This is a genomic window from Sphingomonas sp. NFR15 (assembly GCF_900103265.1).
GTDB lineage: Bacteria > Pseudomonadota > Alphaproteobacteria > Sphingomonadales > Sphingomonadaceae > Sphingomonas > Sphingomonas pollutisoli.
On sequence record NZ_FMWX01000003.1, the window covers coordinates 530,242 to 553,464 of the forward strand.

Consider the following 23,223-nt stretch of genomic DNA (forward strand, 5'->3'; position numbering starts at 1 on the left):
AACATGGCTACCACCTATCATCATGGCGATCTGCGCGCGTCGCTCGTTTCATCCGCTTTGAGCTTGCTCGAAGCCGGCGACGCCCCGCCGAGCCTGCGTGAGGTGGCGCGTGCCGCCGGCGTTTCCGCAATGGCGCCGTACCGGCATTTCGCGGATCGCGCCGCCCTGCTCGCAGCCGTCGCCGACGAAGGTTTCGCGGCGTTGCGCGCGCGATTGCTGGCGGCCGACGATGTGGCGGATTCGCGCGCCGCCCTGGTCGCGCAAGGCCGCGCCTATGTCGATTTCGCGTTGTCGCACCCGGCATTGTTCCGGCTGATGTTCTCACGCGAGAAGGTCCGTGGCGTGCCCGAGGGAGAGACGGCCTACACCGTGCTCGCCAACCGCGTCGCGCGGATCGCGCCCGATCGCGCCGAGGTGGCGACGCTCGCCGCCTGGGGGCTGGTCCACGGCCTCGCCACGTTGTTGCTCGACGCGAACGGCGGCACGCTGGACCGCGCCGCGGTGGAGGCGACGCTGGACTTGCTGGTCGATGGCATGATGTCACGGGACGCGTGATCGCTTGTACCGACCTGGCGTTACGCGTAACGTCACGCCATGAACGTCGAACGCCCCCTGACCGGTGCCGAACGCGCCCGACGATGGCGCGAATCGATGCGCGCCAAGGGCCTGCGTCCCAAGGTGTTCTGGGTGCCCGACACCTCCTCGCCCGAGTTCATCGCGCGCGCCAAGCGCGACACGGAGGCGTTGAATCGATGGTATGCTGACAATCCGGACGAAGTCGCCGACGTGATGGCGATGCACGATTGGCCCCAGGACGACCCGGCCTGAGATGGAAGACGAGATTCTGCGCGGCGACGTCGTAAGCGCCGCCATCGGGAGCGGCTTCGGCGGGAAGCCGCGGCCCTTCATTGCGGTCCAGTCTGATCGTTACCCAACCGACCGCGTGATCCTGGTCGGCTGCACCTCGGTGATTGACGCGCAGTTCCCGTTCCGTCCGGTGTTGCTGCCGCTCCCGACCAACGGGCTCGAACTGCGCTGCCAAGTGATGATCGATATCCCGGTGTCCAGCTATCGAAGCAAGATCAGCCGGAGGATTGGTCGTTTGAACGCGAGTGAACTGGCGGAGATCGACAGCGCGCTGCTGATCGTGTTGGGGTTCGCCGACGTATGATCGATCCGCTCCCCATCCTTCAATCCACCTTCGGTTTCCCCGGGTTCCGCGGCGTGCAGGAACAGGTGGTGACGCGCGTGCTGCGCGGCGCCAACACGCTCGCGGTGATGCCGACCGGCGCGGGAAAGTCGCTGTGCTACCAGCTTCCTGCCGTCGCGATCGAGGGCACGTGCGTCGTCGTCTCTCCGCTGATCGCGCTGATGCACGACCAGCTCCGCGCGGCAACCGCGATCGGTATCCGCGCCGCGACGCTCACCTCGGTCGATACCGACCAGATGGAGACGATCGCGCGCTTCCGGCGCGGCGAGCTCGACCTGCTGTATGTCGCGCCCGAACGCGCCTCGAACGAGTCGTTCCGCAATCTGCTCGGACAGGCACCGCTCGCCTTGTTCGCGATCGACGAGGCGCATTGCGTCTCGGAATGGGGGCATGATTTCCGCCCCGACTACCGGCTGCTGCGAACGATGCTCGGCGCGTTCCCGCACGTGCCCCGGCTCGCGCTCACCGCGACCGCCGACGCGCATACCCGCGCCGACATCCTCGACCAGCTCGGCATTCCGCACGACGGCATGATCGTCGCCGGGTTCGACCGGCCCAACATCCAGTACCGCATCAGCCCCAAGGACAATATCACCCGTCAGATCGCCGATATCGTCGCCGAGCAGCCCGGACCGGGCATCGTCTACGCGCAGACTCGCAAGAGCGTCGAGCAACTCGCCGAGCGACTCGCGTCGACCGGGCGGAAGGTGCGGCCCTACCACGCCGGGCTCGATCCGGCGGTGCGCGCGCGCAACCAGGCCGATTTCGTCGCGAGCGAGGATATGGTGATCGTCGCGACGGTCGCGTTCGGCATGGGCATCGACAAGCCCGACGTGCGCTTCGTCGCGCATGCCGGGCTGCCCAAGTCGATCGAGGGCTATTATCAGGAGACCGGCCGTGCCGGGCGCGACGGCGATCCCTCGATCGCGCATCTGTTCTGGGGTGCCGAGGATTTCGCCAAGGCGCGCCAGCGCATCGGTGAGGTCGAGCCGCACCGCCAGGCGGGCGAACGTGCGCGGCTCACCGCGCTCGGCGCGCTGGTCGAAACGCCGACCTGCCGCCGCCAGATCCTCCTACGCCATTTCGGCGACCCGGCTCCCGACAATTGCGGCAATTGCGACAACTGCCTCAACCCGCCCGGCGCGATCGATGCGACGGAGGTGGCGAGGAAATTCCTCTCCGCCGTGTTTCGCACGGGCCAGAGCTTTGGCGTCGGCTATATTGAAAGCATCCTGACCGGCCAGTCGACCGAGCGCAGCCTGATGAACGGGCATGAGGCGCTCGGCGTGTTCGGCATCGCCTCGAGTCCAGAGGAGGCGGCGCTCATCAAGCCGGTGTCGCGTGCGCTGCTGCTGCGCGACGCGCTGCGCACCAACGATTTCGGCGGGCTCGAATTCGGCCCCGAGGCGCGCGGCATCCTCAAAGGCGAGACCAAGGTCTCGCTGCTCGTCCAGCCCAAGCGTGAACGCCGCCGACGCGGCGCGGCGGCGGAGAACCCGGCCGGCGATCCGTTGTTCGAGGCGCTGCGCGCGAAGCGGCGTGAGCTCGCGCAGGCCGCGCAGGTGCCGCCTTATGTGATCTTCCACGATTCGGTGCTGCGCGAGATGGCGGCGCTCAGGCCCACCAGTCGCGCCGCGCTCGCGCACATCACCGGCATCGGCGCGCGCAAGCTGGAGACCTATGGCGACGCCTTTCTCGAGGTGTTACGCGGGTGAACGAGAGGAAAGGTTAGCCGCATGATACGTAAGATGGACGACTCGGTTTCGGTCGCTCCGCAAATCACTCCCGAAGACGTGGCGGATATCGCCGCCGCCGGCTTCGTCGCGATCGTCAACAACCGTCCCGACGGCGAGGATCCCGGCCAGCCCGAGGGCGCGGCGGTGCGCGCCGCCGCCGAGGCGGCCGGACTCGCCTATACCGAGATTCCGGTCACGCAGGCTGGCTTCTCGCATCCGCAGATCGATGCGATGGTGCAGGCGTTGGAAGAGGCCGGCGGGCCGGTGCTGGCGTTCTGCCGCTCGGGCACGCGCTCGTGCAACCTGTGGGCGCTCGCGCAGGCCAAACAGGGGCGTGACCCCGACGTCCTGATCGCCAAGGGTCGCGAGGCGGGCTATGATCTCAACGGTCTCCGCCCGCTGCTAGAGGCGCTGTCGGGCAAGGCGTGAAAGGAGCCTGATGGATTTCCTGCTCGGCCTGCGCTGGTATCAGATCGCCGCCGCGCTGGCCGCGGTGGCCGCGCTCGCATGGTACGCGCGCAAGCTCCGCCGTGACGAGGGCAGGCTTAAAGACGTGGAGACGGCGCGGAGCATGGCCGAGGAGCGGCTCGCCGGCTTCATCGCCCGCGCCGCGCTCGTTAGCGGCGACGGCGCCGCGGCGATCGTCGCGGGCAACGGCACGATCGCGGTGTTGCGGCATCGCGGCGTGCGCGTCGAGGCCCGCCGGCTGCTCGCCCCGCTCGCGCTCAGCACCTCGGTCGAAGGCGTGCGGATCGAGACGGGCGAGAGCGTGCTCGGCAATGTCACTCTGTTCGGCGTCCTCGAAGCCGATGTCCGCCGGATCGAGGGCATCGCGCAGGCCGGCAACGTCGTCGATCTCCGCCAATTCCGCCCGCATTGAGCGGTCGCCAACCGCGTTAACAATACTGAACGGTAGTTGCACGGTCAGTTCAGAACCGTTTCAGTCGCGAGTCGCTAGAACGTCTCCATCACATGCAAGGAGACGTACGATGATGAAGCAGAAGTTCGCCGCAGCCGCCCTCGCCGCCGCTGCGATCATGCCGATGACCGTGGCGGCACCCGCGCAGGCGCAACGTTATGGATATTACGATCGGACGCAATATCAGCGCAGCTATGACGATGGCCGCTATTATCGCGATCACCGTGGCGATCAGCGCCGCTATTACCAGGATTGCCGCCGTTCCAGCGGCACCACGGGCCTGATCGCCGGCGGCGCGGGCGGTGCGGTGCTCGGCTCGGTGCTCGGTGGCGGCACGCTCGGCACCGTGCTGGGTGCGGTCGGTGGCGGCCTGCTCGGCAAGAGCCTCGACCAGAAGCACGATCGCGCGCAGAACTATCGTAACGGCTGCTGATCCTGACGCGGGTGGCCGGTCGCCGACCGGCCACGCCGTCGCCTGATTACTTGCGCCTGCCGATTTGCAGCGCGCCCACGCAGCTCGCGCGGTCGATCGGGCTGCCGTCGGTCTGGCGGGCATCGACGTAAGTGACCACCGGCTCGCCTCTGCCCTTGGGGTAGAGATAAGCGTCGAGCACGCAGGTCGCATTGCCATATTGCAGCTTGCGCGCGTCGCCTTCGCGCACGTCGGCGGCCGGCGCGCCGAACATCGCGGTCAGCGCGGCGCCGGTCTGGCCGATCACCCGCCCCAGCGTAGCACCGCCGCCGCCCGGCACCGGTGCGAACGTCGCCGGGCGCGCGGCGGGCACGACCCCGCCGGAGCAGCCGCCGAGCGCCGCCGCCGCGAGCAGGGTCGTCGTGATTCTGGGGGGAAATCGTGTCATGCTTTCTTTCCGTGGAACAAATGCGTCGCCATCGCCGCGCCGAGCACCGGCGCCGCGAGGTTGAGGATCGGAACCATGAACAGCCCGGTCCCGGCAACCCCCAGCGTGAACCGCTCGAGCCGCGTCGACGCGCGCCAGCCACGCATCGCCGCAGCGGGCAGATGCCGCGCCGCGACCATCTCGGCGAGGTCGCGCCCGAGCAGCCAGCCGTTGACGACGAGGAACAGCGCGAGCGTACCGACGCCGGTGACCAGCAGCACGATATAGAGCGGCAGAACGACGATATTGAGAATGATCGCGCGCGCCGCCGAGGCGAGCCCCATCACCGCCGCGCGGCCCACGCCGACATGCCGCGCCTCGGCGAGCGCTTGGGGGTAATGTTTGCGCTCGACGGCGACGACGATCTCCTCGACGAATACCATCATCACGCCGATCGCGATCGCGCGGAACAACAGCCAGCCCGCCGCGAACACCGCGAGCAAGGCGGCGAACCCGGCGAGTGCCGACAGCCAGCCGTCCGCCCCTTGCGTCGCGGCGAGGTCTTGCGCCCACAACCAGGCGCCACCGCCGAGTACCGCGAACAGCGCGAAGGTGAGGGCGAGCGATTTGGCGAACACGATCAGAAAGGCACGGTCGCCGAACTGGCCGATCGAAAGGAAGAAGGCGCGGATCATCCGCCCGTCGTGCGGGCGGATCGCGCCCGCGTCAACGCGGTTGCGCGGGCGAACGCGGGGCCCTAGGCGGCAGGTTTAGCCAATTCCCCGGAGAATCCCTTGAGCGCCCCAACTTACGACGTCGTCGCGATCGGCAACGCCATCGTCGATGTGCTTTCCCAGGCCACTGACAGCTTCATCGTCGAGGCGGGCATGAACAAGGGGTCGATGGCGCTGGTGTTCTCGCCCGAGGAGGCCGACGCGCTCTACGCCAAGATGGGGCCGGGGATCGAGGCGAGCGGCGGATCGGCGGCGAACACCGTTGCCGGCATCGCCGCGCTCGGCGGCAAGTGCGGCTTCATCGGCCAGGTCGCCGACGACGAGCTTGGCCAGATCTTCGCGCACGACATCCGCTCGGTCGGGATCGATTTCACCACCGCGACCCGCGCCGGCGAGCCGACCACCGCACGCTGCCTGATCTTCGTCACGCCCGATGGCCAGCGCACGATGAACACCTTCCTCGGCGCGTCGCAATTCCTGCCCGAGACCGCGCTCGACCGCGAGATGATCGCCGCTGGCGCGATCCTGTATCTGGAAGGCTATCTGTGGGATCCCGAGGAGCCGCGCGCCGCGATGCGCGCCGCGATCGAGATCGCGCGCAAGGCGGGCCGCAAGGTCGCCTTCACCTTGTCCGACACGTTCTGCATCGGCCGCCACGGCGCCGATTTCCGCGATCTGATGGCGAAGGATCTGCTCGACATCATGTTCGCCAACGAGGCCGAACTGCTCGCGTTGATGCAGACCGACGATTTCGACGCGGCGGTCGCGGCGGCGGCGGCGCAGGTGCCGATGCTGGTGGTCACGCGCGGCGCGCACGGCGCGATCGCGGTTTCGGGCGGCCAGACCGTCGGCGTCGCCGCCGAGCCGGTCGCGCGCGTCGTCGACACCACCGGCGCGGGCGACCTGTTCGCGGCGGGCTTCCTCCACGGCCAGGCGCAGGATCTGAGCGTCGCCGAATCGCTTCGCCTCGGCGCGATCTGCGCGGCGGAGATCATCTCGCACTACGGCGCGCGCGCGCAGGTCGATCTCAAGGCGCTGATGGCGGAAAAGCTAGCGGGATAAGCCGCTACGCCTACACCACCCCCGCCCCCTTGCGTCACCCCAGCGCACGCTGGGGTCTCCTGCGGCTCTCGTCCCGCGCGAGCAACGGGGAGATGCCAGCTTGCGCTGGCATGACGGGAGTGGCGCGAACAGCCCGCGCGCTGGTAGCGCCGCCTCGCACCGCGTAGCGTAGGGGAGATGGCCGCTTTTCTCGCTTCCCTGCGCCGCCGGATTGGTGTGCGCACGATCGATGAGGCGGAATGCGTCGCCTCGGTGCTGCTGGCGATCCTCGCGGCGCACGCGATCGGCGCGACCAACGTCTCCTGGGCGGCGTTCGCCGGCTATATGGTGATGCGCGGCCATGTGCTCGAGACGGTCCAGCGTGGTCTGTTGCGCGTCGTCGGCACGCTCGCGGGCGGGCTGCTCGCCTTGACGGCGATCCCGCTGCTCGCGCCGCACTGGTGGCTCGCCGCGCTCGGCATCTTCGCGCTCGGCACGGTGACGCTGTACAAAGCGATCACCGCGAAACGCGCCTATGCCTGGCTTTTCGTCGGCCTCACGTTCGCGATGGTGCTGTACGACGCGCTTCATGATCCCGCGATCCCGCTGGTGCGCTTCGTTCAGACGCGCATCCTTGAAACGGTCGCGGGCACCGTGGCCTGCGTGGCGGTCAGCCTGCTTTCGGCGGTGACGCTGCGGCGGCTGTGGCCGGCCGAGCGCAACGCTTCGACCGGTATCGCCGGGTGGAGCTGGCCGGCGCTGCGCCACGCGGCGCAAGGCGGCCTCGCGCTCGCGCTGCTGGTGATAGTGTCGGCCTCGTTCGACGTGCCCGCGCTGTCGGCGGGCGCGATCACGGTGATGGCGGTGATGCTGGTGCCGGTGGCGGGGATCGGCACGAGTGGGTTCGCGCCGGTGAGCTGGCGGCTGTTCTACCGGCTGATCGGGGGGCTGGCGGGAGCGGCTTTCTCCGCGGGGTTCCTGTTCCTGGGCGCGGGTTCGGCGCCGCTGCTGATCCTGGGTACCGCGCTCGGCGTGGCGGCCGGGCGCCACATCGAGAACGGCGATCATGCCTACCGCTACGCCGGCACCCAGTTCACGCTGACGGTGCTGGTGACGCTCGTCCCCGACAGCTACGCCGGTGCGGTCATCACGCCGGGGCTGGAGCGGCTCGCGGGGACGCTGGTCGGCATGGCGATGGTCGAGCCGGTGCTGCTGCTCTGGCACCTGTTCGCGCCGCGCAGCGCGAAGATCCCCTCCGAACGCAGCGAACCCGGCGGCGTTTGATCCTCCCCGCAAGCGGGGAGGATCAGCTCGAATAGCCGTTCAGTTCGTTCCCGACGATCCGCACGACGTGCAGCACGTTGGTCGATCCCGGCGTGGCGAACGGCACGCCCGCCATGATGATGACCCGGTCGCCCGCCTTGGCGAGACCATGGCGAAGCGCCATCCGCTTCGACTTGGAGACCATCTCCTCGAACGAGGTCACGTCCTTGGTGAGGATCGGATAGGCGCCCCACAGCAGCCCCGATCGCCGCGCCGTCTCGGGCTTGGGGGTCAGCACCATCAGCGGCACGCCCGGCCGTTCGCGCGCGATCCGGCGCGCGGTCGATCCCGAGGCGGTGAAGCAGATGATCGCCACCGCCGACACCGTCTCGGCGATGTTCTTCGCCGCTTCCGCGAGCGCGTCGGCGGTGGTCGGGTCGGGCCGGGTGACGGTGAAGTGGATGCGGTCGCCGTGTGTGGGATCGCGTTCGACCGAGGTGCCGATCGCGTCCATCATCGCGACCGATTCGATCGGCCACGCGCCCGACGCGCTCTCCGCCGACAGCATGATCGCGTCGGCGCCGTCGTAGATCGCGGTCGCCACGTCGGATACCTCGGCGCGCGTCGGCGAAGGCGACGTAATCATCGATTCGAGCATCTGCGTCGCCACCACCACCGGGCGGCCGAGCCGGCGCGACACTTCGATGATGCGCTTCTGGAGCGGCGGCACCGTCTCGGGCGGCAGCTCGACGCCGAGATCGCCGCGCGCGACCATCACGCCGTCGCACATCTCGACGATCTCCTCGAGCCGCTCGATCGCGCTCGGCTTCTCGATCTTGGCGAGCAGCGCGGCGCGCCCCTCGATCAGCTTGCGCGCCTCGGCGAGATCCTCGGGGCGCTGCACGAACGACAGCGCGATCCAGTCGACGCCCTGGTCGCACGCGAACGCGAGGTCGCTGCGGTCCTTCTCGGTCAGCGCCGCCATCGGCACGACCACGTCGGGGACGTTGAGGCCCTTGTTGTTCGACAGCCAGCCGCCGACGATCACCTCGGTGACGATGCGGTCGGCATCATGCTCGGTCACGCGCAGCACCAGCTTGCCGTCGTCGAGCAGCAGCCGCGCGCCCGGTTCGATCGCGGCGAAGATCTCGCGGTGCGGCAGTTCGGCGCGGGTGGCGTCGCCCGGCTCGGCCGAACGATCGAGAACGAAGGTCGCGCCCTTGACCAGTTCGACGCGGCCGTCGGCGAACTTGCCGACCCGCAGCTTCGGCCCCTGCAGATCGGCGAGGATCGTGGTCGGGCGGCGGTAGATCGTCTCCAGCTCGCGAATCGCCGCGATCACACCGACCTTGGATTGCTGGTCGCCGTGGCTCATGTTGATGCGGAAGGCGTCGGCGCCCGCCTCGTACAGAGCGGCGATCTGCTCCGGGCTACTGCTGGCCGGGCCGAGCGTGGCGAGGATGCGGACTTTGCGCGAACGCGGGCGGATGGTCTTCGTCATGGCTGTTCCCATCGGTTTGCGCGTGTCCCTCTAGCCGCTATCTACCGCCGATCAACCACGGAAAGACAGCAATGACGACGATCGAAGACCTTGACGACACGGTTGCGGCCGCCGCGTTCCGCCGGTTGGTCCACCATCTGCGCCACCGCAGCGACGCGCAGAACGTCGATCTGATGGGGCTGGCGGGCTTCTGCCGCAACTGCCTGGGCGACTGGGTTTCCGAGGCGAGCGGCGGCGAACTCGACAAGGAGGCCGGCCGCGCGCTGGTCTATGGCATGCCCTATGCGCAGTGGAAGGCCGAACACCAGACCGCCGCCACCCCCGAACAGATCGCGCGCATGCAGGAGAGCGTGGCGAAGAACGCCTGACGCGAGTCCGGGGGGTGACGCGCGCGCGCGGCTCGCCTAAAGGCGCTCGCTTTCAGCCATTCACACCTTCGGGGAACCATTCATGAGCGAGACCATCGCCGCCGACCAGCTTCGCCTTCTCATCGAGCGTATCGAGCGCCTTGAGGAAGAGAAGAAGGGCATCGCCGACGACATCAAGGACGTGTACGGTGAGGCCAAATCGACCGGCTTCGACGTGAAGACGATTCGCACCATCGTCCGCCTGCGCAAGATGGAGAAGCATCACCGCGACGAGGCGGAGATGCTGCTCGAGACGTACAAGCAGGCGCTGGGGCTGGCGTAAGCCCGGCGCGGCTACTCGCTTTTTCCGTTCGTCCTGAGTAGGGGCTGAGCCTGTCGAAGACCCGTATCGAAGGACGGAATGCGTGGTACATCCTTCGATAGGCGCCTTCGACTTCGCTCAGTCGCTACTCAGGACGAACGGGCCAAGATCATCAGGCGCGTGAGAATCATTCGGGACGTTTCCAATGGCAGGCCATTCCAAATTCAAGAACATCATGCACCGCAAGGGTGCGCAGGATAAGAAGCGCTCGGGCATGTTCTCGAAGCTCAGCCGCGAAATCACCGTCGCGGCGAAGATGGGCCTGCCTGATCCGGACATGAACCCGCGCCTGCGCGCCGCCGTCAACGCGGCCAAGGCGCAGTCGATGCCCAAGGACAATATCCAGCGCGCGATCGACAAGGCGAGCCGGGGCGATGCCGAGAATTACGAGGAAATCCGCTATGAGGGCTTCGGCCCCGGCGGCGTCAGCCTCATCATCGAGGCGCTCAGCGACAACCGCAACCGCACCGCCACTAATGTGCGCGTCGCGGTGTCGCGTAACGGCGGCAACCTTGGCGCGTCGGGCTCGGTCAGCCACGCGTTCGACCGGGTCGGGCTGATCAGCTACCCGGCCGAGGTCGGCGATGCGGAGAAGGTGTTCGAAGCCGCACTCGAGGCGGGAGCCGAGGACGTCACCTCGTCCGAGGACGGCCACGAGATCTGGACCGCGCAGGGCGATCTGCACGAGGTCGTCAAGGCGATCACGCCCGTGCTCGGCGAACCCGAGGGCGCCAAGCTCGCCTGGAAGCCGCAGACGACGGTCGAGGTCGGCGAGGAAGACGCGGCCCTGCTGTTCAAGCTGATCGACACGCTCGACGACGACGACGACGTCCAGACCGTTTGGGGCAATTACGAAGTCTCCGACGCGGTGATGGAGAAGCTCGCGTGAACGCATTCCCCTCCCGTTTGCGGGAGGGGCTAGGGGAGGGCCTGCCCTCTTTCATGCGGCCGATGCGATACCGACGGGCCCTCCCCCGACCCCTCCCGCAAGCGGGAGGGGAGATTTGACGATCATCCTCGGCCTCGATCCGGGGCTCGCCACCACTGGATGGGGGCTGATCCGTGCCGAGGGCAACCGCCTGTCGCACCTCGCTAACGGACGCCTCAAGACCGACAGCGCGGCGCCGCTCGCGCGCCGGCTCACCCATCTTGACACGATGCTGTCGGCCCTCATGTTCGATCACGCGCCCGACGCGGCTGCCGTCGAGGAAGTGTTCGTCAACGCCAATCCGCAATCGACGCTCAAGCTCGGCCAGGCGCGCGGCGTGGTGATCTGCGCGGTCGCGCGCGGCGGCATCGACGTCGGCGAATATGCCGCACGGCTGGTCAAGAAGGCGGTGGTCGGCACCGGCGCGGCCGAAAAGACGCAGGTTCACGCGATGGTCGCGCGGCTGCTGCCCGGCGTGAAGATAGACGGCGCCGATGCCGCCGACGCGCTCGCGGTGGCGATCTGCCACGCGCATCACCTCGCCAGCGCGCGGTCTTTGGCGGGGCGTTGAGGCGCGCAGAGGAAAGATAATCCGTTCCCCCGCGAAAGCGGGGGGCCAGAGCCACGAGCGATTCTGTGCGTGGCTCTGGACCCCGCTTTCGCGGGGGAACAGGATACGGATAAAGCGTAAGCGTCTGTAGGCGCCCCCCGCGCGAACCGATCTTTTCGCTTTCCTCGGTCGCGCCGTTCCGCATATGTACCCCAATGCAGCGGGCACCTCTGACATGATCGCGCACCTGAAAGGCCGGCTCGATTCGACCGGGCTCGACCATGCCATCGTCGATGTCGGCGGGGTCGGCTATCTGGTCGGCGCCTCGACGCGCACGCTCTCCGCGATTGGGCCGGTCGGTGAAGTGGTGATGCTCCACACCGAGATGCTGGTCGGCGAGGATTTCCTGCGACTCGTCGGCTTCGCGACCGCAGCCGAACGCGACGCGTTTCGCTTGCTCACCGGGGTGCAAGGCGTCGGCGCCCGCGTCGCGTTGGCGATCCTGTCGGCGCTCGATCCATCCGAACTCGCCCGCGCGATCGCCGCGCAGGACAAGGCGATGGTGGCGCGCGCCAATGGCGTCGGCCCCAAGCTCGCCGAACGGATCGTGCGCGAATTGAAGGATCGGATCGGCGGAGTCGTGCTCGGCGGCGCGGCGGCGGTTGCGGCGCCGGTCGGCGCGGGGGCGGACGCGGTATCGGCGCTGCTCAACCTCGGCTTCCGCCCGGCCGAGGCCGCAAGCGCGGTCGCCGCTGCGGAGGAGGAGCTTGGCGCGGGCGCGACGCTGGAGGCACTCGTCCGGCTCGCGCTGCGCAAGGCCGCGAAATAGAAGCCGAGGCGATGGGCTCATAGCGTCGACCGCCCGCCGCGCACGGCGGGCGGTCTCGCGGATCAGCGTCCGCCGCCGGCGGTGGCGGTGCCCCAGCGCGTGTTCAGTTCTTCCATCGCGGTGCTGTAGCTCTCGCGGAAGCAGGGCGACTGGCGAACCGCGTACCGATATTCGGCAAGGCTGCGCTCATCCGAGCCGCAGGCGCTCTCGGCCGCGCGCGCGATGCGCTGCCGCAGCGCGGCATGTTCGGCCGGCGTCGCCGGCGGCGTCAGATTCGCCACGCGGATGCTGGTGATGACGTCGATCGGATCGGCGAGCGCCGGGGTCGCGACCGCCGCCGCGCCGAACAGCGCGCACGCGGAAACCGCACCCCGGCCGATCGCCGCAGTTCTGAAAGTTCCGGACATTGCATCATACTCCTGCGCGCCGCATGCTATGCCGGTGCCGTGCGGACGGGGGCGCTGCGCGGCAGCGTCCTCCTCATGGTCAGCCGCCGGCCCGCGACGCGAGGGTCCGCGGCTGCTCCATGAGACCGGGCGGTCGCATTACGCCTGTGTCGCGAGAGCGACAAGGCCATTCGGCACGGGTGATGGTGTCATAAATCTGAACCGATTTGGATGTAACCATTCCGGGGTCGCAACATTTGTAATAAAAAGATTGTATAACAAAGCCGTGTCGATTCTAATGAAGCCGCTTTGCGCTGTGATCGGTCACCGGCGCTCGCGACGCCGCGTGTGGAATGACGGCGTTGATCTCCGCTCGGTCTGTGTCCGGTGCGGCACGCCGCTCATTCGCAGCGTCGATAAGGGCTGGCGCCCCTTGTTGGCGAGCGACGAGCATCCTGACCGCATCACCCGCGATGCCTATCGCGAGCAGATGAAGCGCGAGACCGAATTGAACACGGCCACGCCCGACGATCCCGAGCAATGGGCGCGCCTGCTGATCTCGACATACGGCGATGCCGGACGGCCGCGCGCGGTCGATCCCGCCACGTTCTTCGACCGGCTGATCGCCGATCTCGACAAAGAGCCCACTTTCGTCGAAGCCGTCGCGACGGGGCGGCTTGATCTGCACGCGCGAACCGTGATCGGTTCCGTCTGCGGTCGCCTGATCGGTGCGACGCGCCCGCTGTCCTTGCCCTATGTCGATCCGCTGGCACGCTACGTACTCACCCGCGCGCAAGCGGCGCGAGCGGGCACGCAGGGCTGACGCCGGATATTGACCGCTCGACAGGGTCGGTGGTGAACAGGTAGGGAACGCGGGATGGATGATCCCGACCGCCTGCTCGCGCCCACGCGCCGCCCCGAGGATGTCGATGCCGCGCTGCGCCCCAAGTCGCTCGACGATTTCGTCGGGCAGAAGGCGGCGCGCGAAAATCTGCGCGTCTTCATCGCGGCGGCGCGCGCGCGCGGCGACGCGCTCGATCATGTGCTGTTCTTCGGGCCGCCGGGGCTCGGCAAGACGACGCTCGCGCAGATCATCGCGCGCGAGATGGGGGTGGGGTTCCGCGCCACCTCCGGCCCGGTGATCGCCAAGTCGGGGGATCTCGCCGCTTTGCTCACCAATCTCGAAGATGGCGACGTGTTGTTCATCGACGAGATTCACCGCCTCCAGCCCGCCGTCGAGGAGGTGCTGTATCCGGCGATGGAGGATCGCGCGCTCGATCTGATGATCGGGGAAGGGCCATCCGCGCGGTCGGTGCGGATCGACCTTCCGCGCTTCACCCTGGTCGGCGCGACGACGCGGCAGGGGCTGCTCACCACGCCGCTGCGCGATCGCTTCGGCATCCCGGTGCGGCTGAGCTTCTATACCGTCGATGAACTGGAACGCGTCGTCACGCGTGCCGCCGCGTTGCTCGGCCTCGCCATCACGCCCGACGGCGCGCGCGAGGTCGCGCGGCGCTCGCGCGGCACCCCGCGCATCGCCGGGCGGTTGCTGCGCCGCGTGCGCGATTTCGCGCATGCCGCCGGGCGCGACAGCGTCGATGCGCGCGCCGCCGATAGCGCGCTCAACCGGCTCGAAGTCGATGCGCTCGGACTCGACGCGATGGACCGGCGCTATCTGATGATGATCGCCGATATCTATCGTGGCGGCCCGGTCGGGGTCGAGACGCTGGCGGCGGGCCTGAGCGAGCCGCGTGACACGATCGAGGAGGTGATCGAACCTTATTTGATCCAGCTTGGACTTGTCGCGCGCACCGCGCGCGGGCGGTGCCTCAACGCCGGCGGGTGGAAGCATCTCGGTCTCAACCCGCCGGCCGGCAACCAGGACGATCTGTTCGACGGATGATTCCCCCACATCCGCAATCATTTGTTGTGCGCCGCACGATGGATCGCCTTGCGGCATTCTGATAGCGGATCGTACATGCTCACCGCCGTTGCCTCCGCGCGCGAAATCCTGGTCCGCCTCCATGATGTGATGGCGTCGCGCACGCCCGCACAGGCGAAGCTCAATTCGGTCGTCCAGATCGTCGGCGAGGCGATGGCGAGCGAGGTCTGTTCGATCTATCTGCTGCGCGACGGCCTGCTCGAATTGTTCGCCACGCGCGGGCTCGCGCAGGAGGCGGTGCACGTCACCAAGCTCGCACCGGGCGAGGGGCTGGTCGGCACGATCGCGAACAATGTCGAGACGCTCAATCTCGACGAGGCGGCGTCGCACCCCGACTTCGCCTATCGGCCGGAGACGGGCGAGGACAAATATCACAGCTTCGCGGGCGTGCCGATCATCCGGCGCGAGCGCGCGGTCGGCGTGCTGTGCGTCCAGCATGCCGATCCGCACCGCTACGACGATGTCGAGATCGAAGCGTTGCAGACGGTGGCGATGGTACTGTCCGAACTGATCGCCAATGCCGATCTGGTCGATGGCGCTGGCGCCGGCGCGGCGCGAATCCAGCCGACCGCGCCGATCCGTATCTCGGGCCTCAAGCTGGTCGATGGCATGGCGAGCGGCTTCGCGGTCTATCATCAGCCGCGCATCGTCGTCGAACACACCGTCGCCGAGGACGTCGAGGCCGAGCGCCACCGCGTCTATGCCGCCTTCGACAAGATGCGCGAGCAGATCGAGCGGATCGCGCGCGAGGCGGAGTTCGGCATCGGCGGCGAACATGAGGAAGTGCTCGAAACCTACAAGATGTTCGCCTACGACGAAGGCTGGGCACGCCGCATCAACGAAGCCATCGACAGCGGCCTGACCGCCGAGGCCGCGATCGAGCGCGTCCAACAGCGCACCCGCATGCGCATGCGCCAGATCGACGATCCGCTGCTCGCGGACCGGATGCATGACCTTGAGGATCTTTCGAACCGTTTGCTCCGCATCGTCTCGGGCCAACTCGGCACCGCCGCGCAAATGGGCTTGCGCCAGGACACGATCCTGATCGCGCGCAATCTCGGCCCCGCCGAACTGCTCGAATATGACCGCCGCCGGCTGAAGGGCGTCGTGCTGGAGGAAGGCTCGCTCACCGCGCACGTCACCATCGTCGCCCGCGCGATGGGTGTGCCGGTGCTCGGCCGGGTCAAGGGCGTGCGGCGCCTGATCAGCGAAGGCGACGCCCTGCTCCTCGACGTGACGGCGGGGCATGTGTTCGCCCGGCCCTCAAGCTCGATGGAAGAGGCCTTCGAGGCCAAGCAGGAATTGCGGCAGAAGCGCCGCGCCGCGTTCGCCTCGCTGCGCAACGAACTGCCGATCACCAAGGACGGCCACCGCGTCACGGTCATGGTCAACGCGGGTCTGCGCGACGACGTCGCGGCGCTCGATCTGACCGGCGCCGACGGCATCGGGCTGTTCCGCACCGAGTTCCAGTTCCTCGTCTCCTCGACATTGCCCGCGCGCGAACGCCAGCAACGCCTCTACCGCGATGTGCTGGAGAGTGCTGGCGAGCGCGCGGTGATCTTCCGCACCGTCGATATCGGCGGCGACAAGGCGCTGCCGTATCTCAGCAAGGACGAGGACGAGGAAAACCCGGCGATGGGCTGGCGCGCGTTGCGGCTGGCGCTCGAACGGCCGGGGCTGATGAAGGCGCAGGCGCGCGCGCTGCTCGAGGCGGCGGGTGGCCGCACGCTCAACGTGATGTTCCCGATGGTGTCCGAGCCGTGGGAGTTCGATGAGGCGCGCGCCTTGTTCGAGGCGCAGCGCGCTTGGCTGGTGCGGCGCGGCAAGATGATGCCGCAGGCGATCCGCTATGGCGCGATGCTCGAAGTCCCCGCGCTCGCCGAGCAACTCGACCTGCTGCTGCCCAGGCTCGATTTTCTCTCGGTTGGCACCAACGATCTGACCCAATTCCTCTTCGCCGCCGATCGCGCCAATCCCAAGCTCGCCGAGCGCTACGATTGGCTCAGCGCGGCGATCCTTCGCTTCTTGCGGCGGCTCGTCGAACCGTGCCGCGCGGCGGGGGTGCAACTCGGCGTCTGCGGCGAGATGGGGGGGCGCACGCTTGAGGCGATGGCGCTGATCGGCCTCGGTATCGATCGCCTCTCGATCACGCCGGCGGCGGTAGGGCCGGTCAAGGCGATGGTGCGTTCGCTCGACCACGCCGCGCTGATCGCGAAGATGGAGAGCCTCCTCGCCGCGCCGCCGCGTGACATGCGCGCCGCGCTCTCGGAGTGGGCGTCCGGGCAGGGCGTCGAACTGGCGTAACCTCGGCGATCAGCGCCCGGCGAGAACGCCCGCCACGGCGAGCATCACCTCGGCACGCCATTGCACGCCGATGTGGCTGCTGCGCACCTCGATCGCGCGGGTTTCCCCCGCGTGGCAGATCTCGCCGGCGACGAGGCCGTCGCTGCGGCTCCAGATCGCGGTCTCGGGGACTGGCAGCGGCGTCGCGGCGAGGGTCGCCTGCGCGCGGACGTGATCGTCATCGATGCGGTCACCGGTGAAGAATTCGAATGAGCGCCACACGTTGGTCGCGCGTGCCGAGCCGGCATAGGGCGAACTGATCGTGATGACCTCGCGCACCGAACCCGGCGCGCGGTGGGCCGCGATCCGGGCCATGATACCGCCCAAGCTGATGCCGATCAGCGTGACGGGTTCACCCGTTTGACGGTGAAGCGCGACGATGCGCTGCATCAGCACCTCGCCTTCGCGGCCGATCGCGCGGGTGCCGAGATTGCGGCCGAGCCCCCAGCCTTCGACGCGGTAGCCGAGCCGGCGCAGGAAGCGCTGCAGCAAAAGGTTCGACCGGTCGGTGTTGACGAGGCCGGGCAAGATCATAACCGGGCGGCCATCACCTTTCGGCGCGCTCTTGAGCCGAGCGCGCGCACCGAGCAGTTCGGCGAGGCCCCACACTCCGCGCGGCAGTTCGGCGGCCCAGAGCAATTTCGAAGGGGGAAGCGCCGCTACGTCTTGAACCATTGCATCACCGTCACCGGAAACGGCGTCCACGCACCGATGCGGACGCCCGCATATCTCAACGCGTCGCCCGTCCATGTGTTGCATGTCCGCAGTGCGTTGTAGCGGCCGCGCGCGGCGTAGAAGGCGTCGTTCCTGCCGTAGCCGGTACGGTGCCAGCCGCGCGGGGCGAAGCTTGCGCGGATGAAGGCGGCGAGGCGGCGATACTCTTCCGGGCGCAGCGTGACGACGCGGCTGTCGGCGTCGGGCACAGGCCAGGGAAGGTGATCGACGTGCGCCACCGTGCGCTCCGAACCGATGGCCGCAGCGAGGACGGTGAGCGGCTTCACATCGGCCCAGCTCGGGGTTTCGAGGTAGAAGGCGCGCTCGCCCCAGCCGATTGCGATTGCCGGATACTCCGCGTAGCGCGGATCGGCGAGATCCTCGGGGCGGAGCATGCCCCGCCAGTCCACGCCCGCAGCCACGACGGGCACGATGAAACCGGTGTGGACGCCGTTGCTCGACACCTGGATTCGTACCCCCGCCGCAGGCTCGCGCCAGCCCGCGTTGGTGGGGATCGCGCCGCCGATCAGCCCGGCGGCGGCATAGCCGAGCATGAGCAGCACCAACGCCGCGATGCCACTTCGTAGCAAATGCAACCAGAATCGCCGCACGCATGTTCCCCGCCACCTAAGCGCGTGATACGCTATCGTCGTGACCGACGAAATGCACCTCCAGCCCCCCGAGGGCGCCGCCGCCGACTGGACCGTTCCGCAGAACTGGGCGCATTACACGCCCGAAGACCATGCGGTGTGGGACACGCTGTTCGCGCGGCAGGCCAAGCTGCTGCCCGGCCGCGCGTCCGAGGCGTATCTGCGCGGACTCGACGTGCTGCGCCTCTCCAAGCCCGGCATCCCCGATTTCAAGGAACTGTCCGACCGGCTGATGAAGCTGACCGGCTGGCAGGTCGTCGCGGTGCCGGGGCTGGTGCCCGACGACGTGTTCTTCGAGCATATGGCCAACCGCCGCTTCGTCGCGGGCAATTTCATCCGCCGCCGCGATCAGCTCGATTACCTCCAGGAACCCGACGTCTTCCACGACGTGTTCGGGCATGTGCCGATGCTCGCCGATCCGCGGTTCGCCGAGTATTTGGTGGCGTACGGACAGGGGGGCTTGCGCGCCAATGGGATGGACGCGCTCAAATATCTCGCGCGGCTCTACTGGTACACGGTCGAGTTCGGGCTGGTCGCCGAGCCCGAGGGGTTGCGCATCTACGGCGCTGGCATCGTTTCGAGCTTCGCCGAGAGCCGCTTCGCGCTGGAGGATGCCAGCCCCAACCGGATCGGCTTTGATCTCGAGCGGGTGATGCGCAGCGCCTATCGGATCGACGACTTCCAGCAGACTTACTTCGTTATCCCGAGCTTCGACGAGCTGCTGCGCGTGACGGTCGAGACCGACTTCGCGCCGTTGTACGAGGCAATCCGCGGGCAAGCGGATATCGCGGTGGGCGAGATCGTGCCGGGCGATACCGTGCTGACGCTGGGGACGCAGGATTACGCGCGGGGTAAGGTGCCGGCCTGAAGGACCGGCGTGCCGCGTCGCGATTCTCGGGATGCAGGTATCCTGCAACCGCTGAATGTCGCGGATCGCCGCTGGCGCGACAATTACCCGTGGCATTCGGGCGCGGGTAGCTCGTCATCCGTGCCCAGGTGGGGGAGTGAACTCACGAGCGAACAAACCTCTCCGCTTATCTACCCGCTGGCAATGCCGTATCGCCACACCGCCTGCACCACCGCTGCATCACTTGGCGCCATGCCCCCCGTCATGACCCTCCGCCTCCCCTACGCGTTCGCAACACTCGCGTTCCTCACGATCGAGGCGGCCATCGTCCTCTTCGTACATGACCGCTTCGTCCGCCCGCATGTCGGCGATGCGCTCGCGGTGGTGCTGGTCTATCTCGCCCTTCGCACTGTCACTCGGCTGCCGCGTACCGGCGCGGTGCTCGCCGCGTTCGCAATCGCCTGTGCGGCCGAACTTGGGCAGGCATATGATCTGGTCGGGCGGCTTGGCCTTGCCCGAAGCACCGTCGCGCGCGTCGTGCTGGGGACCGGGTTCGATCCGTGGGACTTTCTCGCTTATCTGGCCGGCGCGGCGATCGCGTCTGCGGGCGATCCTCGCGCGTCAGCCCCTCACCAGCTTCCGAAACCGGGCGCATCGTTGGCGCCGCCCGGCCCCAGCCGGGTCACACGCGCGGCGCCGTAGCGGGTGCGTTTGCGCAAGGTGAGCGTCGGCCAGTCGCCGATCGCCTTGGCCGAGACGGGCATCAGCCCCTGGCGGCGATAGGCTTGGGTCACCGGCTTGGCCTGCCAGTCGAGCAGCCCGGCAAGCACCAGCGTCCCGCCCTCGGCGAGCGCCATCGCGATCGTGGGGGCAAGGCCGATCAGCGGGCCGGCGAGGATGTTGGCGACGATCAGGTCGTAGGGCGCACGGTCGATCAGCAGCGGATGCTCGAGCCCCGGTGCCGCCGCCAGCGCGAGCGCGCCCGGTCCCTCGCCGAGCGCGATGCCGTTCACCGCGGCATTTTCCTCGGTGATCGCGATCGCCGCCGCATCGATGTCCGAAGCGGTGGCATAGGCACGCGGCCATAGATGCAGCGCGGCGAAGGCGAGCAGCCCGGTGCCGGTGCCGAGATCGAGGATGTTGCGAAAACGCTTCCCTTGCACCTTCATCGCGTCGAGCGCGAGTAGGCAGCCGGTGGTGGTCTGGTGGTGGCCGGTGCCGAACGCGCGGCTCGCCTCGATGTGGAAGGCGTGCGCGCCGGGTGGCACGTCGCCCTTATTGGCGCTGGTGTGGACGTAGAAGCGCGCGGCGTGAACCGGCTCGATCCCCGCCTGGCTGAGCGTGATCCAGTCCTCGTCGGGGACGCGTTCGGCCTCGGCCGTCACATCGGCGGAACTCGGCGCGAGCGCGCGCACCGCCGCGACGACCGCTGCATCGGGCTTGCCGCTGAAATAGGCATCGAGCCGCCAACTCAGCGGATCGTCTTCGATCTCCTCGCTGGTGATGATGACGGGGGAGGGATCGAACCCCTCCAGCCCTTCTCCCATGTCGATCGCCTCGGCCTCCGCGCGGGTGCAGGGGAGGGTGAGCTTCCAGCTTTCGGTGGGATCAGCGGACATAGCTCGCCCCGTTGACGTCGATCACTGCGCCGGTCATCGACGGCGGCGCTTCGAGGGCGAGGAATTTGACCGTGGTGGCGACCTCGGCGGGGTCGGCGACGCGGCCGAGCGGGATGTCGGCGAGGAGTTTGTCGCCGCCACGGCTGGCGAGATAGTCCTCGGCCATGCCGGTCATCGTGAAGCCGGGGCAGACCGCGAAGGCGAGGATGTCCTCGCGCGCATAGCCGCGTGCGATCGTCTTGGTCATCGCGACCATCCCCGCCTTGGAGGCCGCGTAATGCCAGTGCGCGGGGCTGTCGCCGCGATAGGCGGCACGGCTCGCGACGTTGACGATCCGGCCGCCCACGCCGCGCGCCTGCCAATGCAGCACCGCGAGGCGGCACAGTTCGGCGGAGGCGGTGAGGTTGATGCGGAGCGTACGCTCCCACCCAGAGACCCAGTCGTCGCCTTCCAGCGGATTGGCCTCGAACACGCCGGCATTGTTGACGAGCACGTCGATCTGGCCATCGAACCGGTCGAGCGCGGCCTGCCAGAGTGCCTGCGGCGCGGCGGGATCGGCGAAGTCTGCGGCGATGGTGTTCGCGTCGGCGCTGCGGGTCGCCTGGCCGATCAGCGCGACGCCGGGCAGGTCGAGCACGGTGACGATCGCGGCGCCGATCCCGCGCGACGATCCGGTGAGGAGGATGTTGGTCATGCGGCCTCCTAGAGCAACGCCCGGCTCAGGGGAACCTCGTCGGAACGCGCGGAAGCGCGCCGGCCCCGCTACGCGCGCGAGCGCGTCAAACAAGCCCTCAAACCACGTCGAGCACCAGCCCGAGATCGCGCGCCTCCTCCGCCTCGATATACCAGTTGGCGGGCGCCTTTTCGCGCAGCGTGTCGAAATCGACGCTGCTGCCGCGCACGAGATCGCGGAAGCCTTCCTCTTCGATCAGGATCGAATGTTCGATCTCGTGGAGCGCGGCCTTGATCGAGGCGACGCACATCCTGAGCGGGCCGTTGATGTTGAGCTGCTTCTGGATCAGCCGCTCGTGGATCATCAGCCGCGTGTGGCGGGTGAGGAAGCGGCGCTCGACCGGGAAGGCCGACATGAAGGTCGCGCCGGCCGAATAGACCGCGACCTTGCCGAGAAACAGAATCTCGCGCCCGTCCTGCTCGGTGAGCAGCCGAATATCGTCGGCCATCGTGCGCGCGACCTCGGGATCGCCGCCGAGCGTGGTCATCGCGATGACGATCGTCCCCTCGCTCGGACAGGCGTCCAGCATCTGGCGGAAGGTCGCATACATGACCTGATCGACCGTGCCGGACAGGCGGATGTGCGGGCGGGCGAGCAAAGGATAGCGGGTGATGGACATGCGCGCGCAAACCGCCGAGGCGCGCGAGAGTTCCCGACCCGTGCGCGCGTTCAGGCGGGTTTGCGCGCGAACAGGCTGGTGGCGGGGCGACCGACCGGGGCGCTCGCCGGCCTGGGCAGGCGGCGTTCGAGCGGGCCGAGCCAGCGCGGCGCGCGCGCGCCGATCGCGAGCCTGGGGTTGGAGGCGCGCAGCTTGCCTTGCGCCTCCCACCGCGCGATCAGCGTCGTCGCATCCTTCGCGGCGGCGGCGAAGGGCTGGTTCTTGCGAAGCGCGTGGTTGATGAGCGCGTCGCCGAAGAAGGTCCAGTCGCTGTCCGCCTCGCAGCCGAACGAGGAGCGGTCCGCGCTCGCGGCGGTCATCACCACGCCGTCGGCCGTGGCGAGTGCGGGGACGAATACGCCGGAATAGCAGGCGCTGACGATCACCAGCCGGCGCTTCAACCCGAGCGTGGCGAGCATCGCTGCCAGCCGCGCGGGCGCGACCGCGCCGACCCCGGCGTCGCCGTCCTGATAGACGATGCCATAGGGCGCGCCGTGGCTGGTGGTGTAGAGCACCAGCACGTCCTCGCTCTTGTCGATGGTCTCGGCGATATGGGCGAGCGCCGCCGCGATATTGTCGGGCGAGCCGCGCGCGAGCGTGTCCGCGCCGCGCCCGTCGGGACCGGCGAGGACGATCGTGCGCCCGGCGGCATCGTAGCGCCGGGCGAGCACGCGCGCGGCCTCGCGCGCCTCGCGCCCGAAGACGGGATCGCTATCGAGCCCCGCCACCAGCACATAGGCGTCGACCACGCCCGTGCGCTGCGGCTGCAGCGCGGTCAGCGCACGGTCGAGCCGGCGATGCTCGGCGAGCTGCCAACCAGGTTCGCGGCCATGTTCGAGCTGGAAGCCCTCCGCCGCATAGTCGGCGAAGGCGTCGTCCTCCTCCTGCGCGGCCGCCGGGGGGCGCGGCTTGGCGGGCCGTGGCGGCTGCGCCGAGGCGGCGACCGAGAGCAGCAGGGCCGAGAGCAGCAACGCGCGGAACGGACGCAGGGGCATTCGGGAAATCCCATCGGGTGTGCGTGATCGTCGCGCGCGGCGCGCGCGCCGTCAATG

Annotated in this window: 29 protein-coding genes; 19 read left to right on the forward strand and 10 right to left on the reverse strand. The window is 68.5% G+C overall.

Annotated elements, in window-relative coordinates:
* Positions 1-3: 3 nt before the first annotated feature.
* From BLS81_RS10575 to BLS81_RS10605, 7 genes are all read left to right on the forward strand, one after another.
* On the forward strand, positions 4-555 hold the full coding sequence (locus tag BLS81_RS10575; protein WP_093223626.1) for a TetR/AcrR family transcriptional regulator: 552 nt from the start codon (positions 4-6) through the stop codon (positions 553-555).
* Between the two features lie 39 nt (positions 556-594).
* The gene (locus BLS81_RS10580) at positions 595-828 is read left to right on the forward strand and encodes an antitoxin MazE-like protein (protein ID WP_093223628.1); all 234 of its coding nucleotides are present in this window, start codon (positions 595-597) and stop codon (positions 826-828) included.
* A gap of 1 nt (position 829) precedes the next feature.
* Complete coding sequence (locus tag BLS81_RS10585) at positions 830-1,171, forward strand: type II toxin-antitoxin system PemK/MazF family toxin (protein ID WP_093223629.1); 342 nt, start codon at positions 830-832, stop codon at positions 1,169-1,171.
* Positions 1,168-2,925, forward strand: coding sequence for a DNA helicase RecQ (gene recQ, locus BLS81_RS10590; protein ID WP_093223631.1), 1,758 nt, complete (start codon positions 1,168-1,170; stop codon positions 2,923-2,925). Before BLS81_RS10585 ends, recQ begins: the two co-directional genes overlap by 4 nt.
* A 21-nt stretch (positions 2,926-2,946) precedes the next feature.
* A complete protein-coding gene (locus BLS81_RS10595) occupies positions 2,947-3,375 on the forward strand; it encodes a TIGR01244 family sulfur transferase (RefSeq protein WP_093223632.1) in 429 nt (142 codons plus the stop codon).
* A gap of 10 nt (positions 3,376-3,385) precedes the next feature.
* A complete protein-coding gene (locus BLS81_RS10600; RefSeq protein WP_093223634.1) occupies positions 3,386-3,826 on the forward strand; it encodes a hypothetical protein in 441 nt (146 codons plus the stop codon).
* A gap of 109 nt (positions 3,827-3,935) precedes the next feature.
* On the forward strand, positions 3,936-4,298 hold the full coding sequence (locus tag BLS81_RS10605; RefSeq protein ID WP_338061557.1) for a hypothetical protein: 363 nt from the start codon (positions 3,936-3,938) through the stop codon (positions 4,296-4,298).
* Positions 4,299-4,344: 46 nt separating this feature from the next.
* On the opposite strand, the gene BLS81_RS10610 is transcribed toward BLS81_RS10605, so the two are convergent.
* Both BLS81_RS10610 and BLS81_RS10615 read right to left on the reverse strand, forming a co-directional pair.
* Positions 4,345-4,725 (reverse strand): hypothetical protein, encoded by a 381-nt coding sequence (locus BLS81_RS10610; RefSeq protein ID WP_093223637.1) that lies wholly within the window; start codon positions 4,723-4,725, stop codon positions 4,345-4,347.
* On the reverse strand, positions 4,722-5,399 hold the full coding sequence (locus tag BLS81_RS10615) for an EI24 domain-containing protein (RefSeq protein WP_093223638.1): 678 nt from the start codon (positions 5,397-5,399) through the stop codon (positions 4,722-4,724). The genes BLS81_RS10610 and BLS81_RS10615 overlap by 4 nt, the downstream gene beginning before the upstream one ends.
* 99 nt (positions 5,400-5,498) lie before the next feature.
* Here BLS81_RS10615 and BLS81_RS10620 point away from each other — a divergent pair, with 99 nt between their 5' ends.
* Together BLS81_RS10620 and BLS81_RS10625 are read left to right on the forward strand one after the other, a co-directional pair.
* Entirely contained in the window at positions 5,499-6,500 is a 1,002-nt protein-coding gene (locus BLS81_RS10620; protein ID WP_093223639.1) for an adenosine kinase, read from the forward strand.
* A 216-nt stretch (positions 6,501-6,716) separates the two neighbouring features.
* Complete coding sequence (locus tag BLS81_RS10625; protein WP_256326178.1) at positions 6,717-7,763, forward strand: FUSC family protein; 1,047 nt, start codon at positions 6,717-6,719, stop codon at positions 7,761-7,763.
* Positions 7,764-7,785: 22 nt separating this feature from the next.
* Here BLS81_RS10625 and pyk read toward each other — a convergent pair whose 3' ends face one another.
* The gene (gene pyk, locus BLS81_RS10630) at positions 7,786-9,243 is read right to left on the reverse strand and encodes a pyruvate kinase (protein ID WP_093223641.1); all 1,458 of its coding nucleotides are present in this window, start codon (positions 9,241-9,243) and stop codon (positions 7,786-7,788) included.
* A gap of 71 nt (positions 9,244-9,314) precedes the next feature.
* On the opposite strand from pyk, the gene BLS81_RS10635 reads away from it, so the two are divergent.
* The 5 genes from BLS81_RS10635 to ruvA all read left to right on the forward strand — a co-directional run bounded on the left by BLS81_RS10635 (position 9,315) and on the right by ruvA (position 12,279).
* The gene (locus BLS81_RS10635) at positions 9,315-9,611 is read left to right on the forward strand and encodes a DUF1244 domain-containing protein (RefSeq protein ID WP_093223643.1); all 297 of its coding nucleotides are present in this window, start codon (positions 9,315-9,317) and stop codon (positions 9,609-9,611) included.
* An 82-nt stretch (positions 9,612-9,693) separates the two neighbouring features.
* The gene (locus tag BLS81_RS10640; RefSeq protein ID WP_010160912.1) at positions 9,694-9,933 is read left to right on the forward strand and encodes a DUF2312 domain-containing protein; all 240 of its coding nucleotides are present in this window, start codon (positions 9,694-9,696) and stop codon (positions 9,931-9,933) included.
* 184 nt (positions 9,934-10,117) lie between these two features.
* Positions 10,118-10,861 carry a YebC/PmpR family DNA-binding transcriptional regulator gene (locus BLS81_RS10645; RefSeq protein ID WP_093223644.1) on the forward strand — a complete coding sequence of 248 codons (744 nt, stop codon included), beginning with the start codon at positions 10,118-10,120 and terminating at the stop codon, positions 10,859-10,861.
* Positions 10,862-10,976: 115 nt separating this feature from the next.
* Positions 10,977-11,471, forward strand: a complete 495-nt coding sequence (gene ruvC, locus BLS81_RS10650) for a crossover junction endodeoxyribonuclease RuvC (protein WP_256326179.1) — start codon at positions 10,977-10,979, stop codon at positions 11,469-11,471.
* 214 nt (positions 11,472-11,685) lie between these two features.
* Positions 11,686-12,279, forward strand: coding sequence for a Holliday junction branch migration protein RuvA (ruvA, locus tag BLS81_RS10655; RefSeq protein ID WP_093223646.1), 594 nt, complete (start codon positions 11,686-11,688; stop codon positions 12,277-12,279).
* 62 nt (positions 12,280-12,341) lie between these two features.
* On the opposite strand, the gene BLS81_RS10660 is transcribed toward ruvA, so the two are convergent.
* Complete coding sequence (locus BLS81_RS10660) at positions 12,342-12,686, reverse strand: UrcA family protein (RefSeq protein ID WP_093223648.1); 345 nt, start codon at positions 12,684-12,686, stop codon at positions 12,342-12,344.
* A 415-nt stretch (positions 12,687-13,101) separates the two neighbouring features.
* On the opposite strand from BLS81_RS10660, the gene BLS81_RS10665 reads away from it, so the two are divergent.
* The 3 genes from BLS81_RS10665 to ptsP all read left to right on the forward strand — a co-directional run bounded on the left by BLS81_RS10665 (position 13,102) and on the right by ptsP (position 16,911).
* On the forward strand, positions 13,102-13,488 hold the full coding sequence (locus BLS81_RS10665; protein ID WP_176787121.1) for a hypothetical protein: 387 nt from the start codon (positions 13,102-13,104) through the stop codon (positions 13,486-13,488).
* A 54-nt stretch (positions 13,489-13,542) separates the two neighbouring features.
* The gene (ruvB, locus tag BLS81_RS10670) at positions 13,543-14,568 is read left to right on the forward strand and encodes a Holliday junction branch migration DNA helicase RuvB (protein WP_093223651.1); all 1,026 of its coding nucleotides are present in this window, start codon (positions 13,543-13,545) and stop codon (positions 14,566-14,568) included.
* Between the two features lie 75 nt (positions 14,569-14,643).
* Complete coding sequence (ptsP, locus tag BLS81_RS10675) at positions 14,644-16,911, forward strand: phosphoenolpyruvate--protein phosphotransferase (protein WP_093223652.1); 2,268 nt, start codon at positions 14,644-14,646, stop codon at positions 16,909-16,911.
* 9 nt (positions 16,912-16,920) lie between these two features.
* Here the strand turns inward: ptsP and BLS81_RS10680 are convergent, their stop codons facing one another.
* Together BLS81_RS10680 and BLS81_RS10685 are read right to left on the reverse strand one after the other, a co-directional pair.
* A complete protein-coding gene (locus BLS81_RS10680) occupies positions 16,921-17,625 on the reverse strand; it encodes an esterase/lipase family protein (protein ID WP_093223654.1) in 705 nt (234 codons plus the stop codon).
* Complete coding sequence (locus BLS81_RS10685; RefSeq protein ID WP_093223790.1) at positions 17,610-18,218, reverse strand: TIGR02117 family protein; 609 nt, start codon at positions 18,216-18,218, stop codon at positions 17,610-17,612. The genes BLS81_RS10680 and BLS81_RS10685 overlap by 16 nt, the downstream gene beginning before the upstream one ends.
* A 109-nt stretch (positions 18,219-18,327) precedes the next feature.
* Here BLS81_RS10685 and phhA point away from each other — a divergent pair, with 109 nt between their 5' ends.
* Both phhA and BLS81_RS10695 read left to right on the forward strand, forming a co-directional pair.
* Positions 18,328-19,182, forward strand: coding sequence for a phenylalanine 4-monooxygenase (gene phhA, locus BLS81_RS10690; RefSeq protein WP_093223791.1), 855 nt, complete (start codon positions 18,328-18,330; stop codon positions 19,180-19,182).
* Positions 19,183-19,425: 243 nt separating this feature from the next.
* The gene (locus BLS81_RS10695; RefSeq protein ID WP_093223655.1) at positions 19,426-19,863 is read left to right on the forward strand and encodes a ribosomal maturation YjgA family protein; all 438 of its coding nucleotides are present in this window, start codon (positions 19,426-19,428) and stop codon (positions 19,861-19,863) included.
* On the opposite strand, the gene BLS81_RS10700 is transcribed toward BLS81_RS10695, so the two are convergent.
* The 4 genes from BLS81_RS10700 to BLS81_RS10715 all read right to left on the reverse strand — a co-directional run bounded on the left by BLS81_RS10700 (position 19,791) and on the right by BLS81_RS10715 (position 23,166).
* Positions 19,791-20,780, reverse strand: a complete 990-nt coding sequence (locus BLS81_RS10700; RefSeq protein ID WP_093223657.1) for a 50S ribosomal protein L11 methyltransferase — start codon at positions 20,778-20,780, stop codon at positions 19,791-19,793. The two genes, BLS81_RS10695 and BLS81_RS10700, sit on opposite strands and share 73 nt — an antisense overlap.
* Complete coding sequence (locus tag BLS81_RS10705; RefSeq protein ID WP_093223658.1) at positions 20,770-21,474, reverse strand: SDR family NAD(P)-dependent oxidoreductase; 705 nt, start codon at positions 21,472-21,474, stop codon at positions 20,770-20,772. The genes BLS81_RS10700 and BLS81_RS10705 overlap by 11 nt, the downstream gene beginning before the upstream one ends.
* Positions 21,475-21,571: 97 nt before the next feature.
* A complete protein-coding gene (locus tag BLS81_RS10710) occupies positions 21,572-22,132 on the reverse strand; it encodes an ATP-dependent Clp protease proteolytic subunit (protein WP_093223660.1) in 561 nt (186 codons plus the stop codon).
* A 50-nt stretch (positions 22,133-22,182) separates the two neighbouring features.
* Entirely contained in the window at positions 22,183-23,166 is a 984-nt protein-coding gene (locus BLS81_RS10715) for a C13 family peptidase (RefSeq protein ID WP_093223661.1), read from the reverse strand.
* Positions 23,167-23,223 lie beyond the last annotated feature (57 nt).